The organism is Cobetia sp. MC34, assembly GCF_018340035.1.
GTDB classification, from domain to species: Bacteria; Pseudomonadota; Gammaproteobacteria; order Pseudomonadales; family Halomonadaceae; genus Cobetia; species Cobetia amphilecti.
In genome coordinates this window covers 75,695-91,244 of sequence record NZ_JADPPY010000012.1, presented here as the reverse complement: position 1 = coordinate 91,244, position 15,550 = coordinate 75,695, and the positions used below count along the sequence as shown (strand labels likewise).

Annotated in this window: 16 protein-coding genes; all 16 read right to left on the bottom strand. The window is 60.6% G+C overall.

Annotated features, from left to right (window positions below):
• Nucleotides 1-8 precede the first annotated feature (8 nt).
• The 16 genes from IZU87_RS08845 to ileS all read right to left on the bottom strand — a co-directional run bounded on the left by IZU87_RS08845 (nucleotide 9) and on the right by ileS (nucleotide 15,544).
• Nucleotides 9-530 carry a pilus assembly PilX family protein gene (locus IZU87_RS08845; protein ID WP_213114281.1) on the bottom strand — a complete coding sequence of 174 codons (522 nt, stop codon included), beginning with the start codon at nucleotides 528-530 and terminating at the stop codon, nucleotides 9-11.
• Nucleotides 527-1,483, bottom strand: coding sequence for a PilW family protein (locus IZU87_RS08840; protein WP_213114280.1), 957 nt, complete (start codon nucleotides 1,481-1,483; stop codon nucleotides 527-529). The genes IZU87_RS08845 and IZU87_RS08840 overlap by 4 nt, the downstream gene beginning before the upstream one ends.
• The gene (gene pilV / locus IZU87_RS08835) at nucleotides 1,480-1,953 is read right to left on the bottom strand and encodes a type IV pilus modification protein PilV (RefSeq protein ID WP_077373459.1); all 474 of its coding nucleotides are present in this window, start codon (nucleotides 1,951-1,953) and stop codon (nucleotides 1,480-1,482) included. The genes IZU87_RS08840 and pilV (IZU87_RS08835) overlap by 4 nt, the downstream gene beginning before the upstream one ends.
• Nucleotides 1,946-2,512 (bottom strand): GspH/FimT family pseudopilin, encoded by a 567-nt coding sequence (locus IZU87_RS08830; protein ID WP_052384817.1) that lies wholly within the window; start codon nucleotides 2,510-2,512, stop codon nucleotides 1,946-1,948. The genes pilV (IZU87_RS08835) and IZU87_RS08830 overlap by 8 nt, the downstream gene beginning before the upstream one ends.
• A 215-nt stretch (nucleotides 2,513-2,727) precedes the next feature.
• Nucleotides 2,728-3,213 carry a type IV pilin protein gene (locus IZU87_RS08825; RefSeq protein ID WP_082388835.1) on the bottom strand — a complete coding sequence of 162 codons (486 nt, stop codon included), beginning with the start codon at nucleotides 3,211-3,213 and terminating at the stop codon, nucleotides 2,728-2,730.
• Complete coding sequence (locus tag IZU87_RS08820) at nucleotides 3,213-3,551, bottom strand: hypothetical protein (RefSeq protein WP_043335952.1); 339 nt, start codon at nucleotides 3,549-3,551, stop codon at nucleotides 3,213-3,215. The genes IZU87_RS08825 and IZU87_RS08820 overlap by 1 nt, the downstream gene beginning before the upstream one ends.
• Before the next feature lie 10 nt (nucleotides 3,552-3,561).
• A complete protein-coding gene (locus IZU87_RS08815) occupies nucleotides 3,562-7,149 on the bottom strand; it encodes a pilus assembly protein (RefSeq protein WP_213114279.1) in 3,588 nt (1,195 codons plus the stop codon).
• A gap of 13 nt (nucleotides 7,150-7,162) precedes the next feature.
• Nucleotides 7,163-7,741 carry a pilus assembly PilX family protein gene (locus IZU87_RS08810; protein ID WP_131432819.1) on the bottom strand — a complete coding sequence of 193 codons (579 nt, stop codon included), beginning with the start codon at nucleotides 7,739-7,741 and terminating at the stop codon, nucleotides 7,163-7,165.
• Nucleotides 7,741-8,730, bottom strand: coding sequence for a prepilin-type N-terminal cleavage/methylation domain-containing protein (locus tag IZU87_RS08805; protein WP_213114278.1), 990 nt, complete (start codon nucleotides 8,728-8,730; stop codon nucleotides 7,741-7,743). Before IZU87_RS08805 ends, IZU87_RS08810 begins: the two co-directional genes overlap by 1 nt.
• Nucleotides 8,727-9,293, bottom strand: a complete 567-nt coding sequence (pilV, locus tag IZU87_RS08800; protein ID WP_213114277.1) for a type IV pilus modification protein PilV — start codon at nucleotides 9,291-9,293, stop codon at nucleotides 8,727-8,729. The genes IZU87_RS08805 and pilV (IZU87_RS08800) overlap by 4 nt, the downstream gene beginning before the upstream one ends.
• Nucleotides 9,290-9,790: a GspH/FimT family pseudopilin gene (locus IZU87_RS08795; protein ID WP_176678500.1), complete on the bottom strand. Its 501-nt coding sequence runs from the start codon at nucleotides 9,788-9,790 to the stop codon at nucleotides 9,290-9,292. Before IZU87_RS08795 ends, pilV (IZU87_RS08800) begins: the two co-directional genes overlap by 4 nt.
• A 74-nt stretch (nucleotides 9,791-9,864) precedes the next feature.
• Nucleotides 9,865-10,353, bottom strand: coding sequence for a type IV pilin protein (locus tag IZU87_RS17895; protein ID WP_107335846.1), 489 nt, complete (start codon nucleotides 10,351-10,353; stop codon nucleotides 9,865-9,867).
• Between the two features lie 221 nt (nucleotides 10,354-10,574).
• A complete protein-coding gene (ispH, locus tag IZU87_RS08785) occupies nucleotides 10,575-11,543 on the bottom strand; it encodes a 4-hydroxy-3-methylbut-2-enyl diphosphate reductase (protein ID WP_213114276.1) in 969 nt (322 codons plus the stop codon).
• Between the two features lie 59 nt (nucleotides 11,544-11,602).
• Nucleotides 11,603-12,046: an FKBP-type peptidyl-prolyl cis-trans isomerase gene (gene fkpB, locus IZU87_RS08780; RefSeq protein ID WP_043335961.1), complete on the bottom strand. Its 444-nt coding sequence runs from the start codon at nucleotides 12,044-12,046 to the stop codon at nucleotides 11,603-11,605.
• Nucleotides 12,047-12,066: 20 nt separating this feature from the next.
• Nucleotides 12,067-12,594 (bottom strand): signal peptidase II, encoded by a 528-nt coding sequence (gene lspA, locus IZU87_RS08775; protein ID WP_054556926.1) that lies wholly within the window; start codon nucleotides 12,592-12,594, stop codon nucleotides 12,067-12,069.
• 118 nt (nucleotides 12,595-12,712) lie between these two features.
• Complete coding sequence (gene ileS, locus IZU87_RS08770; RefSeq protein ID WP_131432822.1) at nucleotides 12,713-15,544, bottom strand: isoleucine--tRNA ligase; 2,832 nt, start codon at nucleotides 15,542-15,544, stop codon at nucleotides 12,713-12,715.
• Nucleotides 15,545-15,550: the final 6 nt, after the last annotated feature.

The following is a 15,550-nucleotide window of genomic DNA, read 5'->3' as shown; positions in this document are numbered from 1 at the left end:
AAGAATCCTTACTGTGCCAGTATGATTTCGCTCTGCACGACTGCCAGCGCCTGGCGCTCACTGCCATCCCAGCCAGCTGCAGTAATGCGATATCCATTTTCAGGCAAGGCATTGTTCATGTTGTCGGCATTGAGAATGCCCTGAACGGTGCTGCCCAGATACTCGATGATGTAATTTCCGCTCTCTCCTTCCTTTAAGTGACCGATACCGGTCCAGCCATCTGGAGTCAGCAGATCACTCGGCGCATCAACACCCGATACCGTCAGATCGTAGAGTCCGTTGCTCTCTCCTGTCGAAAATTCGCCCAGTGAAATGACACCACTTTCCAGCTTTTCCTCAGCCTCTTTCAACAATCCTTCAGCACGTGCATAAGCAGTGTCATATTGCTGCACATTGACCGTCATACGGGTTTGCAACTGAGTATTTTCACTGCCCGACACAGCCATCATGCCTACGACTACCAGCATGACCAGGACCATCAGCAGCACCATACCACCTTGCTGGTGGGCCGAAGCATAACGAGGACTCATAAGCCAAGGTTCCGTGGGCTAAACGTCATGGAGAAGGTACGTTGCATGGTGCCACCAGCTTCGCCTTCAACCTGAAGTGAAGGCGGCGTGCTGAGCGCCAGATCAAGGTGGATGCGCCGCACTTGATCCCAACGACCTGCGACTTGGCTGGCAGTCTGATCAACGGCGTAACCGCTGCCTACGGCGAGGTCAAATCGAAGCTGTATCTCATTCACGTAACTGGCCAGCTCCTCTGCACATCCAGCCTCCGGGCCGACACCTGACGCATTATCCGAGCTGAGGCAAAGCCGTTGTGGGTTATCAGTGGTAGACGCCAGCATTACAAGATACCAACGCTCGAAAGGATAGACGAAAGGACGGGTTTGCTGATTACCGCCGTAGCCATGCTGCAAGCCACTCGACAATGACAATTTGCCATCTTCACTACCACTGACAGTGTCGATGTCACCACTCTCACAATCGCTGATCATGACGTAACTACCAGATGACAATTGCTCGCCACTGTAGCTCTTCACCTCAATGGAGCGATCGCCCTGCGCGGCCGCGGAAGACAACTGCCAACCGCGTTGACCGTCATCAGCCAAAGCCAGGGCAGGAATCTGCATGGCAAGGCGGTCATAGCCCACCCCACCCTCAGTGACAGTCTTAACGGCCAGAGGTTGAGCGTGAGTTCCCGTGTTATCGCTGACATTCGACCAGGGTGTACACCCCGAGAAGCCAATATTGCGCATGACCGGCTGCAGACGGTGTGAAACATGACGAGCACTCTCCTGAAGATAGGAAAGAGCTTCTTGGGTCGTTGCGGTAGCGCGTATCGTCAGGAAGTACTGAAGCGCCATACCCGTGATGAACAACCCCAGCACCAATCCCAGCATCAACTCAACCAGCCCAATACCCTGCTGACGGCGAAGTCCTTGTAGTCGGCACCGGCGGTGACCAAATGAAGGTTTCATGGCGCTATCCGGATCTGAAGTGTCTCAGTGAGTGTTTGGCTATCCGTATCTCCGGAACTCCCCTTGTCGGCTGCTGCCTGCCAGGAAAGAGTGAGATCAAGCTGGCCGCCACTTTCAGTGATGGTGCCTATGGATTCAGGTAAACGACTATTGGCAAGTCTTTGCTGCCACGACCAGACGTCATGGGCAGCCAGCGCATCATCGCTTGTCACGGCCTGCTGCTCCGTGGCGGTTTTCGTATTGCTCCCCGAATATTGGCCTTCAGGGTTCGCCTGAATGCGCTCAGCCATACCCACCAGCAAAATGCGCGCTTCAGTGCGAGCGAAGCTCTCATTATTCGCCTGCAGAGTTTCCATCTGCATCAATGCAAACCCGAGCAGTGCAAGCCCCATCAACAGCACGGCAATCAATGCCTCGATCAAACTAGCCCCGTGCTGGTTAGGACGTACTGGCCAGCATGCCTTATCCACAGCTCATTCCTCCGGCTCCATACGCCTCTGGCGCCAGGCGACCAATGATAGAAAGACCCAGCTGACGATGTGCCTGTGACGTTACACGACCACATATCAGAAGGCGCGTCGTGCTTTGCACCGCGCCTTGGCTATCAAAGGAAATGCTTTTACTCGCGATCTGCACTGAAGCGCTGCCAGTGTGCTCGCGTAATACCTCGACTTTATCGGTACTAAAGTTGCTCAAAGCCTCTGCTGGGCTCCCTATAACCACTGCCCAGCCATTGTTCCAGGCAGCCGTATCCTCACAACGAGTACCGTCCCCACTAAGCGGGCACACGGATACCTGGCGCCCTCGAGTCACAGCGGTGCTCCGCGCATAGTTGAGCGCAGCGGTGAGTGTTTCGGCCGTGCTTGCCACCTCCTGACGGGTGATGAACCCCTGCCAAGCAGGCACAGCGACTGTCGAGATGATGGCCAACACCGAAATGGTGACCATCAACTCGACAAGGGTAAAACCACGCATCGCGCTGACCCGCTGCCCGGAGTACCCGGTAGCCATCTGGAGGGATTGCTTCATTGATTCATCCATTGGAGTGGCCCGAAAGACGACCAAAATGCAAATATTCGTAGTTAAGCAGTTACACATTCTCACTCAGCCGATACTCAACAACAAGACCAGGGAGCTTGCGTCCAAACATGCGTGCCTTGAAATACTGGCACATGACAAAAAAAGCCCCGATCATCGTAGATCGAGGCTTCAGGCGCTTGCCATGCAATGTCGGCTGTCAGTGACTACCAACAATCACTGCTATCGGTGTCTTCCGAGTCCTCAAGGACTGCCGCTCCCTTCACTCCCAACTCCGTGAGCGTAAAGGTGGCGCAGTCCTCATCATTGGCCTGACTGCCGGTAGCAGTGGCAGTCAGGGTATAGCTGTCTGCATCCCCTGCGACGGCCAGGTTGTAGAAGCCTTCCTCGCTGACGGCATCTGCCTGTCCCAGCCCGATACCACCGCCACCGCCTCCGAGCGCATCTCCACAGCTGGTCGCCGCTGTCACGCTGGCCGTCGCGTATTCACCGCAGGTTGCCATGATGCGCTCCTGGGTCTGGGCCAGTGCCAGCAAGGCGGTGGTGGCGTCGGTGCGACGTGAACGCTCCACCTGATCCTGGTAGCTGGGATAGGCGATCGCCGCCAGAATGCCGATGATGGCCACGGCAATCATGAGTTCCAGCAGACCGAAGCCGCCTTGTGCCCGAGCCCCCCCTGTTCGCCTGATCATCAGCGCCCCCGACGCAGCAGCGTGATGTCGATGACCTGCTTCGGCTCACCACGTGGGTCGAAGCGCACCTCGACCTCCTGCCCCGGCGTGAGGTGGAAGGCCTTCAGCTCGCGCCCATTGCGATTGAGTATCCGGCTATCCGGCTGAAGCACGAACCCCATGTCGTCGACGAGCAGCTGATCCCCCTCTCGCTCGTCGATGACGCCGGTGACGCTCTGCTCCATGACCAGCGGAATCGGGGCATCTTCCGCCAGGGCCTGGGAGCCCCAGCTCGTGAAGAGCAAGCCCGCCGCCAGCATCAGTCCACTACCAGTCAGCTTGAGTCGTGATGTCTTCATGGTCTCTCTCCTAGCGCAGCTGATACCAGGCACTACGGCCTTCCAGCCCATCGATCCCGAAGTCCATGGCCATTTCGACCACCTGATTGGTGCCACCCTGACCGACATACTGGGTATCACCCAGGAATTTCGGTGAGGTGGGCTCGCCTTCTGTCTTGATCGAGAGTACGACCTGATTGTTGACGTTGTCGCTCGCGTTGACCTCGCCATCATCGTTGTAATCAAAGACCTGCTGCACATTGTTGTAACTGCGTACCGGCTGCAGGCCGTTGCGCAAGCTGAGCGCATTCAGCCAACCACTGGCACCGCCAGTACAGGGGCCATTGGAGCCCGGGATGGTGGTATTGAAGACAATCAGATCACCACGGACAGCCGGGATGGTCACCAGACGCTCACCGGAGTCCGGTAGCTCCAGGTACCAGCCGTACTGCATACCATTGTTGTTCTGATTGGAATAATCGACGCCTACCCCCGTGACCGTACGCGCGTCACTCACACCACTGATATTGGAGAAGCTCTGCTTTTCCAGCTGGCCATGATGACGGCGAGTCGAAGACCCGGTATGCAGCACGCTGTAGAAGGATTGCGTCGAGGTATCGACCGCATCCTGCAGCGTCAGCAATTGCCCGGTGCCCCAGTACACATTCAGGTACGGCGTATCGACGGTGCTGTTGAAGACACCGCTGCGTGCCACGGCTACCCGCGATGTGATGGGCTGTCGGGAAGCTGCCGGACAGGTCGATGACGTGCTGTTCAAGGCAACGGCACATGACTGGAACAGACGCGACATTTCGCTGCTGCCGATGTTGCTCAGCGAGAACTCGCGCATGTCGAACACCCAGACATTGCCATGCAGATCGCCGGCATAGACCCAGTCGGTGATGCCATCGGCATCGACGTCGGCCAGCTCAGGACTCGACATGCCATTGCAGTCACTGCTGCCAGAGGTGCACGACCCACCGGCATTGCTGCCCTGTTGAGAATCCAGCAGCGCATAGTTGTCGGGGTCTTCCAGGTCCACGATGAACAACTTGGCACGCCCATCGCTGTCGGCGTTGTAGCCATTGCCGAAGATGGCATACCACTTGCCGTCATCCAGACGCGCTACCTGAATATCGCTGAAGGTATAGCCGAGGTCCTCGTGCGTGAATTCCCACTGCACGATCTCGGCCGGCGAGGTGCCGTCGGATTCACCCAATGACTCGAAGCCTTCAGGATCGGTGATATCCAGCATGTAGACCGCCTTGCCGCCAGCGCCCAGCCCACCCAGCAGGACCGAGTGCCAACCGGGCGCATCCTCATCCCCCAACTGGACATGCACGTCACGCGCGACCGGAGTGGCATCGACATAGTACTGGTGCACATAGTTCTGATCAGCGAGCTGGCGAATACCGCGCCCGCTCTCGATGCTGAAGGCGGCATACGGCATGTAGGCGAACTTCTCTTCACCGGTCTCCATGTCGATGGCGTGCAGCATGCCGTCGTTGGCACCGATGTAGATCATGTTCTGGCGCTCCTCATACAGCGTCTTGAAGGAGCGGTACGAAGACACTTCCATGTCATTGCGATAGCTGGCCGAAGGCGGCCCGACGATCGCCGGCGAGGCATGCACGATATCCCCGAGATAGTTGTCGTCACGCTCGCGGAACAAGGTGCCTTCGTAGGCATCATCACCCTTGAGGTAGCCGATCAGATTCTCGAGATCCGACGTTCTGACACCAAGGTCAGCGCCATCCAGCTTCAGGAAGGTACCCGTAGTATCCAGGACGCGTCCCGTCAGCTGAGCCACGCCACTGGTGACGCCTCCGACCACTGAGCCGACTCCGCCAAGAATGCCATCATCATCATCATCGTCATCGTCGTCGTCGTCGTCGTCGTCATCATCCCGGACGGTTCTCCGCAGCGTTGCCAACAGCGTTTCTGACAGCAGGGTCTCATCGAGGAAGCCCACGATGTCCAGTACCTGTTCGGCCTCCAGTGATCCGGCCTCCTCGATATTGAAGAAGAACGCCTTCTCATCCACTTCGGAGATCCCCGGGTTGTAGGTGATCACCTTGCGGCTGGAGCTACGGCTATCATCGTCACGCAACCACTCCGCGACGGACCAGTCCGAGGTGGCGCTCAAGGCGCCATTGGTGCCGATCTTGCGTGCAACGACATCGCCCGACCAATCGGCGGGATCATAGATGGTCTGAATCACATAAGCGCCGCTGGTCTGCCCGCCACTGCTGATGTCCAGACTACCGGTGCTGGCCGCGCGTCCTGCGATGGACTGCGCGATATTGTTCAGCGCATCAATCAATGCCTGCGGATTGGCGGCGCTGAGATATTCACCACGTCCGTTCCAGGCCGCATGGCGCAGATCATCGATGGTGGTATTGGTATTGGCGGAAGGCTGCGGCCAGGTGAAGGCAGACTCGAGATCAGCAGGGTTCTCGGACAGCGAGCCATCCACACCGAAAGCGACGGTGTAGGTCACCATGTGCTGAGCGGAGTTTTCATCCACTCCCGGTATGGTAGGCACGCTGTCAATCAAGTCAGTCCGCAGGTCCTCGCGATAATATTTCATCGCGACATCGCCAAGCGTATTGGAATAGCTGTCACGGTGACTGGCACTGATGTGATCACCGCTGCCACCATCGACGTTGCCGACACTGGGGCTGGAGCCATTCCAGTAGCCATCGCTCATCATGATGGAATAGTTCTGCTGGCACATGCCGCCCTCATCCGCACTCAGGATGGGAGCATTGCTTCCAGTGCTGGAATAATACTCACCGGCATTCTTGAGCGCGGTACGCAGAGGGGTGCCACCGGAGGGATAGGCGGTAAACAGCTCCTCCAGCAGGTCTTCACGCTCATCGACATCCGTCATGTCCGCAACGTTGCGATTGTTGCGACCCTGGATGGTACGTAGCCCGACCCGGGACTCGTTGGCGTCGATCACGCCGGCCATGGCGGATTTGGCCACGGACATGCGGTCACGGTAATACGTGAACCAGTTGGCGAAGTTGGTCTTCTGCGCGGCGGACTGCTGGTTGATGTAGGTCTGACGTGTGTTGTCCACATAGAGGCTGCTGCCGCTTGGATAGAGGCCACACTCCTCGAAGTCATACTCTCCATCACCATCATTATCCGTCCAGGGCATGTAGTAGACCCCGGTGAGGTTGACGGTGGACGTCGGCTCATAAGGATTTGAACGCGCCGTCAACAACGTGGCATCTGCGTACTCCACCCCAAAGCGGTCCTTGCCCGCCCAAGGGGTGTAGGTCAGCTCCGGATTGTAGGCCAGCACATTGAAACCATTGCACGAGCCGATGGCCCGAGCGATGGTGTTCTGGGTGCGATGGCTGACGACCCCGGCATTGATCGAGTAGACCCCGGAGTTCCCAAGCACCGAGGACGCTGGCTGATACCCCCAGTGTTCCACCCCCTTGTTGAGAGTGTCCTCCCAGGCCATGCTGCCCGAATCATCCAGAATGAACAGGATATTGGGCTGAACCCCGGTCGCTTCCGTGACCGGGGCTCGGGCGATTTCCCCGGGGGCCGCCAGACAGGGCAAGGCGACAAGGCACAGGGCACCACTCAGCAGATAACGCATATTCATGCTCCTCTCAGAAGTAAGGGCCCAGTTCCATCTCGCTTTGCACTACTGTCCAGGAGGCACCATTGCCGCCCCCCGTGCCCATCGCGTTGATACGGAAGGCATCCAGGCGCGTGCCCACCGCATTCACTTCGTTGCTGGCATTCAGCGGCGGCTCGCCGACCTTGCCCAGATACTCGATCACATAGGCCCCGATGACCGCACCGGTATCACTATCCAGCGTCTGGATACCGCTGGCTTGCCAATCCGCTTCCGAGAGCGGGTTGATCGGCGGTGCATCCTCGGGCAGTGCCAGCATCAGGCCGGCCGAGTCATCGAAGCTGTCCAGGCTCCAGGTGCCATCCTCCAGGCTTTCCTGCAGCGCACGCTCACCGATGCTCAGGCTGGTTTCCGCGTTGTAATAGGACTGCTCGAAGTTGCGGCTGTTGACGGCCATGCGTGTCTGCAGCTGACTGTCCTCGACCCCGGTCACGGCCAGCAGGCCGATCACGACCAGCATGATCAACACGATCAGCAAGGCGATGCCTTGCTGACGTGCTGGCCCCCGGGTGACCGCGCAGACTCTGGACGTTGAAGACGATGTATTCATCAGCTGCCCCTCAGTTGCAGATTGCGCGGTGTGAACGTGAGATTGAAGGTTCGCGTCAAACGCCCATCGTTATCCCCGCCCGGCACCACTCCCGGCAGGCTCTCGAGCGTCAGGGCGATCTCGATACGGCGCACCTCATCCCAACGGCCTTCGCTGCGCACCGTGGCGGCCGGCACCTTGACGCGATCGACACTGCCATTGCCGGTGGTATCCAGGCTGAAACTGACATCGAAGCCCTGTACGCCGGAGGCCAGTTCTTCGCGTGCGAAAGCGGCATCGATACGGTCGATATACAGTGAACGCACCGAAGAATCGTTGGCCTGGTCATCCAGCCGCAGCTCCCAGGCCTGCACCGGGTAGAGATAGGCATTCGAGGACTGAGAGCTGCCATAGGAACGTGACAGGGTGTCGTTGGTTTCCACATTGCCCTGGGTAGTGCCCGACACCCTGAAGACATCGGTGCTGCTGCAATCACTGACCAGCGCATACTCGTTGGTCACGAAGGCATCTTCGCTGCCGTTGCGCACGGACAGTGGGCCGCCCAGCGACGTCATGCTGCTGGTCAGCGTGGTTTCATCGCCGTCCTTGCTGGCAGCGACGAACGTCAGATTGAAATAGCTGAGGCCCCGCTGGGTACGCTGCTGACCACCGAAAGGCGCCGTGAGGTCATGGGACGCATCCACCGAGCTGGCATTGGTGATATCGCGGCTATTGGCACAGCCTGCGTAGCCCACATTGCGCATCAGCGGCTGAAGCCGGAAGGACACGTAGCGGGCCGACTCCTGCAGATAGGAAAGCGCCTCCTGGGTGCTCACGGTGCTGCGTGAGGTCGAGAACATCTGCACGGCCATCGCCGTGATCAGCAGCCCCAGCACCAGGCTGATCATCAGCTCGACAAGCCCCACACCCGCCTGGCGCTTCATGCCATGAGGGTGGGTGGTGGCGGGGGCGAAGCGTCGGCGGGCCGATGCAGGGGAACAGCGATTCATGGCTCTACCTCGAAACGATAGGTCTGCTGGTCAACTCCCCCGCTGATGGGGTCACTCCACTGCACCTGGACACTGACGTCGTGAACGCCGATGCCGGCGCCGCCGACAACACGCTCGTCGACGTCCACGCTGCCGACGCCACTGGTCAGCGTGGAGCCGATGATGGCGTCACCCCAATCAATGATGTCCTGGTCCGCCAGCTCTGCGGGCACGCAGTCCGAGCTGCATCCATCCGCCGGCGCATTGGTGGTGTCGGCATCATCATATTGATCGATGGCCTCAAGGTTGGCGCGGATACGCTCAGCCATGTCCAGCGACAGCAGTTGTGCCACGGTATTGCTGTAGCTGACGGGCTGATGTTGAAGCGTCTGAACTTGCAACAACCCCAGCCCCAGCAGGGAAACCCCCAGCAGCATGACCGCGACCAGCGCCTCGATCAGGCCAACGCCGCGCTGTGAATGCCGAGCGGAACGGCGCCGCTGCAGGCGAGACAGCAATGTCTTTCTCAGCGCTCGCGGCTGCAGGGCTTGCTTGAGGGATGTGGTCATCAACGATGCTGTCATGAGCAGTCCCCTCCTGATTCAAGGCGTACACGGCCTGAAGGCGCCACTACCACAGAGGTAGCATCGGAGGCCGCACAGAACACCAGCGTACTGTTGCCACTAGTCAGCGTGCCGCGATCGTTGTAGGTGATCCTGGAAGCGCCCCCCGACTGGGCAACCGCATTGCTGTCCTGATGAATCCACAGGCGGTCGTCGAGGGTGAAGTTGGAAGTACTCCCGACATAGACGACCCAGCCATTCGCCCAGTCATCATCACAGGTCGTGGGGTTGGGGGTGGCGACGCTCGGCGCATAGGGACAGACACTCACATCCACACCGCGCGTGGTGGCGGTGCTGCGCGCCATGCCGAGCGCATGGGTCAGGGCACGCACATCGGACTCCACCTGAGAGCGCTGCACCAGGCCTTGCCAGGCCGGCACCGCCCAGGTCGCGATGATGGCAATGATCGCCACTGTCACGACCAGCTCGATCAGGGTGAAACCACGGGATTGGCGCATAAGAGATACTTCTCCTTGCCGCTGAGGGTCGACCGGCCGTGCCGGACTCGAGTCTGTCTTCTGGGGGCCCACCATCACCAGCACCGACCTCCTCCTTCGGCACCGGTATTCATGTCCTGGTCCATCCACAGCACGCCGCAGTCATCATTGAGCTGTGCCCCTTGAGGCGTCGCCTGCAGGACGAAGGCCGAGGCAGACAGACTGCGATACGTGATCAGGTAGCGAAGATTGCCACCGCCGTCCTCTATACGGCTGACGCCATCCGTCGGCTGGTCATCATCCCCCACGGGCGCCTCGGAGAAATTCTGGTAGTAGAAGCCATGCAACTGTCTGGCCTGCTGCCCCAGTGCCTGCTGAGCATGCGAGCGCCAGCTGCGTTCCACATAACCGAGATAGGAGGGAATGGCGACCGCCGCCAGAATGCCGATGATCGCGACCACCATCATCATCTCGATCAGGGTGAAGCCCTTGGCCCGACGCCTGCCAGCTGCCCCGCGCCCCGGTCTCGGCTTGCGGCGTGCACCTGCACTGCTGACACCGGTGACCGAGAACAGTCGTGGCATGGGGAATTCTCCAGAGTACGAACCATACCTCTATTATGTATCATTTTGGTAACTGCGCATTACATTTTTTTTCAATACGCACTAGATCGATCAACGATCGTGCTCAAGAATGCCGTTGCTTATACAAAAAACTGCTGAATTGGATGGCAAAATGCGAATGGCGCGCACAAAAAAGCCGCGACAGGGTCGCGGCTTCTTCACTGGCAGAAACTTACAAGGCGTTACAGCTCGCGGATCTGATCCGAGGCGATCAAGCGCTCCTTGAGCTCCTTGGGCATGGAGAAGACGATGTTTTCCTCCTGGCCCTCGAGCTCCTCGGGCGCCGAGGCTCCCAGCGCCATCAGACGATCGATCACGCCCTGCACCAGCACTTCGGGGGCACTGGCCCCGGCGGTGATGCCGATGCTGCCGATACCCTCGAGCCAGCTGGCCTCGATCTGCTGCGCATCGTCGATCAACCAGGCGGAGGTCTGCATGCGCTCGGCCAGTTCGCGCAGGCGATTGGAGTTGGAGCTGTTGGGGCTGCCGACCACCAGCACCACATCGCAGGCTTCCGCCAGCATGCGCACGGCGTCCTGGCGATTCTGGGTCGCGTAGCAGATGTCATCCTTGCGCGGGCCCTGAATCGCCGGGAAGCGTTCGCGCAGCGCGTCGATCACCCGCGCCGTATCATCCATCGAGAGCGTGGTCTGGGTGACGAAGGCCAGCTGCTCCGGGTCCTTGACCTCCAGACGCGCCACATCGGACTCGTCTTCCACCAGATGGATGGTGCCACCCTTGGAAGTGTCATAGCGGCCCATGGTGCCCTCGACCTCCGGGTGGCCCTCATGACCGATCAGCACGCAATCCTGACCCTTGCGCGCATAGCGCAGGACTTCCATGTGCACCTTGGTCACCAGCGGACAGGTGGCATCGAAGACCTTGAGGTTGCGACGCTCGGCCTCTTCCTGCACGGCACGCGAGACACCGTGTGCCGAGAAGATGACGATGACGTCATCCGGCACTTCGTGCAGTTCCTCGACGAAGATGGCGCCGCGCTCCTTGAGGGAGTCGACCACGAAACGGTTGTGCACCACCTCGTGACGCACGTAGATCGGCGGCCCGAACACGTCGAGCGCCCCGTTGACGATATCGATGGCGCGATCCACTCCGGCGCAGAAACCGCGCGGGTTGGCCAGCTTGATCTGCATGACAGGCTCCGCTTGATGGCGAGGTGCGCTCACGGGGAGCGCACCTCTGGAAAGAAGACTCAGTGCGTGGTCGCGGGGGCGACTGACAGTACCTCGACCTCGAAGGTCAGGGTACGCCCGGCCAGCGGGTGATTGAAGTCGACCTTGACGTCACGCTCATCGATCTCGCGGATGATGCCCGGCAGCTCCGAACCCGACGGCTCGGCGAAGGACATCACCATGCCGACCTCGATCTCTTCATCGAAGCTCTTGCGCGCCACGGTCTGGACGTTCTGCGGATTGTGCTGACCGAAGGCATGCTCCGGCGTGATCGTGAAGCTGCCGGTCTCGCCCGCCGCCATGCCCATGATCGAACGCTCGAAGCCCGGCGGCAGATTGCCGTCACCCACCTGGAAGGTGGCCGGTGTCTTGTCGAAGGTGGAGTCCACCTCGGTGCCGTCTTCCAGACGCAGACGGAAATGGAGGCTGACCTCCATGTTATCGGCGATACGATGCTCGCTCATGCTGACCTCGCTTGTGGCGCTCATTCGGAGCGGCCACGGAAAGATTCAAGAATCAGTGCCACGGCTCCCAGGCTGATGGCGACGTCCGCCACGTTGAAGGCCGGGAAGAAGGCATTGCCCCAGTGGAAGGACAGGAAGTCCACCACGTAGCCATGCACGACACGATCATAGAGATTGCCAAGCGCGCCCCCCAGCACCAGCGCGATGCCCAGCGCGGTGAAGGTCTCGTGACGCTTGAGGCGCGCAAGCCAGATGCTCAGGCCGATGGCTGCCACCACCGCGATGCCCGCAAACAACCAGCGCTGCCAGCCATCATGGCCGGCCAGAAAACTGAACGCCGCGCCGGTGTTGTGGAGCAGCGTCAGATTGAAGATCGGCAGCACTTCGTTGGCCTGACCATAGACCAGCGAACTGCTGGCCAGCCACTTGGTGGCCAGGTCCAGCACCACGATCACCAGCGACAGCCACAGCCAGCGCAGCGGCGAGCGCATCGGCTCACTGCCGGCCGAGGGGGTATCCGTCGCGGGGCCTTGTGAAGAAGACGTCATGTTACCTTCCTGTCGTGAAATGAGTCTGCGACCGGCAAGACACGAACGCCGGGCCAGAGCCCGGCGTTCGATATCAGCGCTCAGCGGAGGCTGAACGATGCCGCGGTCGCATCAGCGATCAAGCGAAGTGACGCGTCTCGCCTTCGCCATCCGGCAGGTTGGTCACACAGCGGCTGCACAGCGTCGGATGTTCCGGCAGGGTGCCGACTTCCGGACGGTGGTGCCAGCAACGCTCGCACTTGGCATTCTCGCTGACCTTGACCGCCACCTTGAGGCCGGACACTTCGGTCTCTTCCGCCTCACCGGCCGCCTCGAGAGGCGCCAGGGTCACGCCGCTGGTCAGCATCACGAAGCGCAGCTCGTCGCCGAGACTTGCCAGCAGCGTGTTGAGCTCGTCATTGACGTAGAGGGTGACTTCCGCCGCCAGGCCGTTCTTGACCAGACCGGCGTTGCGCGCGCCCTCCAGCGTCTTGTTGACCGCCTGCTTGACGTGCAGCACCTGCTCCCAGAACTCACGCCCCATGGCCGCATCATCCGCCAGAGTCGTCAGGCCGGTGTAGGCCGTCTCGAGGAAGATGGTGTCCTTGCGCGGGCCCGGGATGTTGGCGTAGATCTCTTCACCGGTGAAGGAGAGGATCGGCGCCATCCAGCGTGCCAGCGCCTCGATCACGTGATACAGCGCCGTCTGGCAGCTACGACGCGCACGCGAGTTCGGCTGCGTGGTGTACTGGCGGTCCTTGATGACATCCAGATAGAAGCCGCCCAGCTCACGCGAGCAGAAGGTCAGCACCTGCTGATAGATGTCGAGGAAGCGGTATTCCTCGTAGGCCAGCTCGACACGTGCCTGCAGCTGGGCGGCACGATCGACCACCCACTGGTCCAGCGCCAGCATGTCGTCAAAGGCCAGCGCATCACGCTCGGGCTCGAAGCCGTTCAGGTTGGACAGCAGGAAGCGCGAGGTGTTGCGGATACGACGATAGGCATCGGCGGTCCGCTTGAGGATCTCGTCCGAGACGGCCATCTCGCCGGAGTAGTCATTGGAGGACACCCACAGGCGCAGGATGTCGGCGCCCAGCTTGTCCATCACCTGTTGCGGTGCGACCACGTTGCCGACGGACTTGGACATCTTGCGACCCTGGGCATCCACGGTGAAACCGTGAGTCAGCAGCGCCTTGTAGGGCGCGTGGCCGTCGATGGCACAGCCGGTCAGCAGTGACGAGTGGAACCAGCCACGGTGCTGGTCGGAGCCTTCCAGGTACAGGTCGGCACGCGGGCCTTGCTCGTGACCATGCGGGTGCGAGCCACGCAGCACATGCCAGTGGGTCGTCCCGGAGTCGAACCACACGTCCAGCGTGTCGGTGACCTTCTCGTAGTTCTCGGCCTCATCGCCCAGCAGCTCCTGGCTATCGAGTGACCACCAGGCATCGATACCGTGCTCGGCGACGCGATCGGCGACCGCTTCCATCAGCGCCACGCTGTCGGGGTGCAGCTCCCCCGTCGCGCGATGCAGGAACAGCGGGATCGGCACGCCCCAGTTGCGCTGACGCGAGATGCACCAGTCCGGACGGTTGGCGATCATGCTCTTCAGACGCGCCTGCCCCCACGCCGGGATGAAGGCGGTATCCTCGATGGCGGACAGCGCCTTGTCACGCAAAGTCACGCCGTCGGTGCCGGCAATGTCCATGCCGACGAACCACTGGGCCGTCGCGCGATAGATGACCGGGGTCTTGTGGCGCCAGCAGTGCATGTAGCTGTGGCTGATCTTCTCGTGCGCCATCAGCGCGCCGAGCTCTTCCAGACGCGCGACGATGTTCGGGTTGGCCTTCCAGATGAACTGGCCACCGAATTCCGGCAGGTCCGGCACGTACACGCCGTTACCCTGCACCGGGCTTTCGATCTCGTCGAAGCTCATGCCGTAACGACGGCAGGTATGGAAGTCATCCTCACCGTAGGCCGGCGCGGAGTGGACGATGCCGGTACCGGCGCCGGTCTCGACGTAGTCGGCCAGATAGACCGGCGACAGACGATCGTAGATCGGGTGACGGAAGTTGATCAGCTCCAGCGCCGCGCCGTTGACGGTCGCCAGCGTCTCGCCGCTCAGACCGAAGCGCGCCAGACTGTCCTCGACCAGCTCCTCGGCCAGCACCAGCAGGCGCTCGCCGGTGTCGACCAGCGAGTAGACGAAGTCCGGGTGCACGTTGAGTGCCTGGTTGGCCGGGATGGTCCACGGGGTGGTGGTCCAGATCACGATCGCCGCCGGCTTGCTCAGTGACTCGAGGCCGAAGGCCTTGGCCAGCGCCGCGCTATCGTCTGCCGCGAAGGCGACGTCGATGGCGTCAGAGGTCTTGTCGGCGTACTCGACTTCCGCTTCCGCCAGCGCAGAGCCGCAGTCGAAGCACCAGTTGACCGGCTTCAGGCCCTTGAAGACATACCCGCCCTTGACCATCTCGGCCAGCGCACGGATCTCGCCGGCTTCATTGGCGAAGTCCATGGAGCGATAGGGGTTGCCCCAGTCACCGACGATACCGAGACGGATGAACTCGTGCTTCTGGCCTTCCACCTGCACGCCGGCGTATTCACGGCAGAGATGACGCGCCTTCTCGGACTCGAGGTGCTTGCCGTGGGTCGTCTCGACCTTGTGCTCGATGGGCAGACCATGACAGTCCCAACCCGGCACGTAAGGCGCGTCGAAGCCCGCCATCGTCTTGGACTTGACGATGATGTCCTTGAGAATCTTGTTGACGGCATGACCGATGTGAATATTGCCGTTGGCATAGGGAGGGCCGTCGTGGAGCACGAAGCTCGGACGGCCCTTGCCTGCTTCACGCAGACGCGCGTAGAGGTCAATCTCGTTCCAGCGTGCCAGTTGGTCCGGCTCACGCTTGGGGAGATTGCCGCGCATCGGGAAGTCGGTATCGGGCAGATTCAAAGTGTGCTTGTAGTCGCTCATAGCCTT

What these genes read in the sequence shown, in the direction of transcription:
- pilV (WP_213114277.1), bottom strand. Translation starts at nt 9,293, where the DNA reads ATGACAGCATCGTTGATGACCACATCCCTCAAGCAAGCCCTGCAGCCG.
- ileS (WP_131432822.1), bottom strand. Translation starts at nt 15,544, where the DNA reads ATGAGCGACTACAAGCACACTTTGAATCTGCCCGATACCGACTTCCCG.
- IZU87_RS08840 (WP_213114280.1), bottom strand. Translation starts at nt 1,483, where the DNA reads ATGAAACCTTCATTTGGTCACCGCCGGTGCCGACTACAAGGACTTCGC.
- IZU87_RS08830 (WP_052384817.1), bottom strand. Translation starts at nt 2,512, where the DNA reads ATGAAGCAATCCCTCCAGATGGCTACCGGGTACTCCGGGCAGCGGGTC.
- IZU87_RS08795 (WP_176678500.1), bottom strand. Translation starts at nt 9,790, where the DNA reads ATGCGCCAATCCCGTGGTTTCACCCTGATCGAGCTGGTCGTGACAGTG.
- IZU87_RS08825 (WP_082388835.1), bottom strand. Translation starts at nt 3,213, where the DNA reads ATGATCAGGCGAACAGGGGGGGCTCGGGCACAAGGCGGCTTCGGTCTG.
- IZU87_RS08845 (WP_213114281.1), bottom strand. Translation starts at nt 530, where the DNA reads ATGAGTCCTCGTTATGCTTCGGCCCACCAGCAAGGTGGTATGGTGCTG.
- IZU87_RS08810 (WP_131432819.1), bottom strand. Translation starts at nt 7,741, where the DNA reads ATGAATACATCGTCTTCAACGTCCAGAGTCTGCGCGGTCACCCGGGGG.
- IZU87_RS08820 (WP_043335952.1), bottom strand. Translation starts at nt 3,551, where the DNA reads ATGAAGACATCACGACTCAAGCTGACTGGTAGTGGACTGATGCTGGCG.
- IZU87_RS08805 (WP_213114278.1), bottom strand. Translation starts at nt 8,730, where the DNA reads ATGAATCGCTGTTCCCCTGCATCGGCCCGCCGACGCTTCGCCCCCGCC.
- IZU87_RS17895 (WP_107335846.1), bottom strand. Translation starts at nt 10,353, where the DNA reads ATGCCACGACTGTTCTCGGTCACCGGTGTCAGCAGTGCAGGTGCACGC.
- IZU87_RS08815 (WP_213114279.1), bottom strand. Translation starts at nt 7,149, where the DNA reads ATGCGTTATCTGCTGAGTGGTGCCCTGTGCCTTGTCGCCTTGCCCTGT.
- ispH (WP_213114276.1), bottom strand. Translation starts at nt 11,543, where the DNA reads ATGCAGATCAAGCTGGCCAACCCGCGCGGTTTCTGCGCCGGAGTGGAT.
- fkpB (WP_043335961.1), bottom strand. Translation starts at nt 12,046, where the DNA reads ATGAGCGAGCATCGTATCGCCGATAACATGGAGGTCAGCCTCCATTTC.
- lspA (WP_054556926.1), bottom strand. Translation starts at nt 12,594, where the DNA reads ATGACGTCTTCTTCACAAGGCCCCGCGACGGATACCCCCTCGGCCGGC.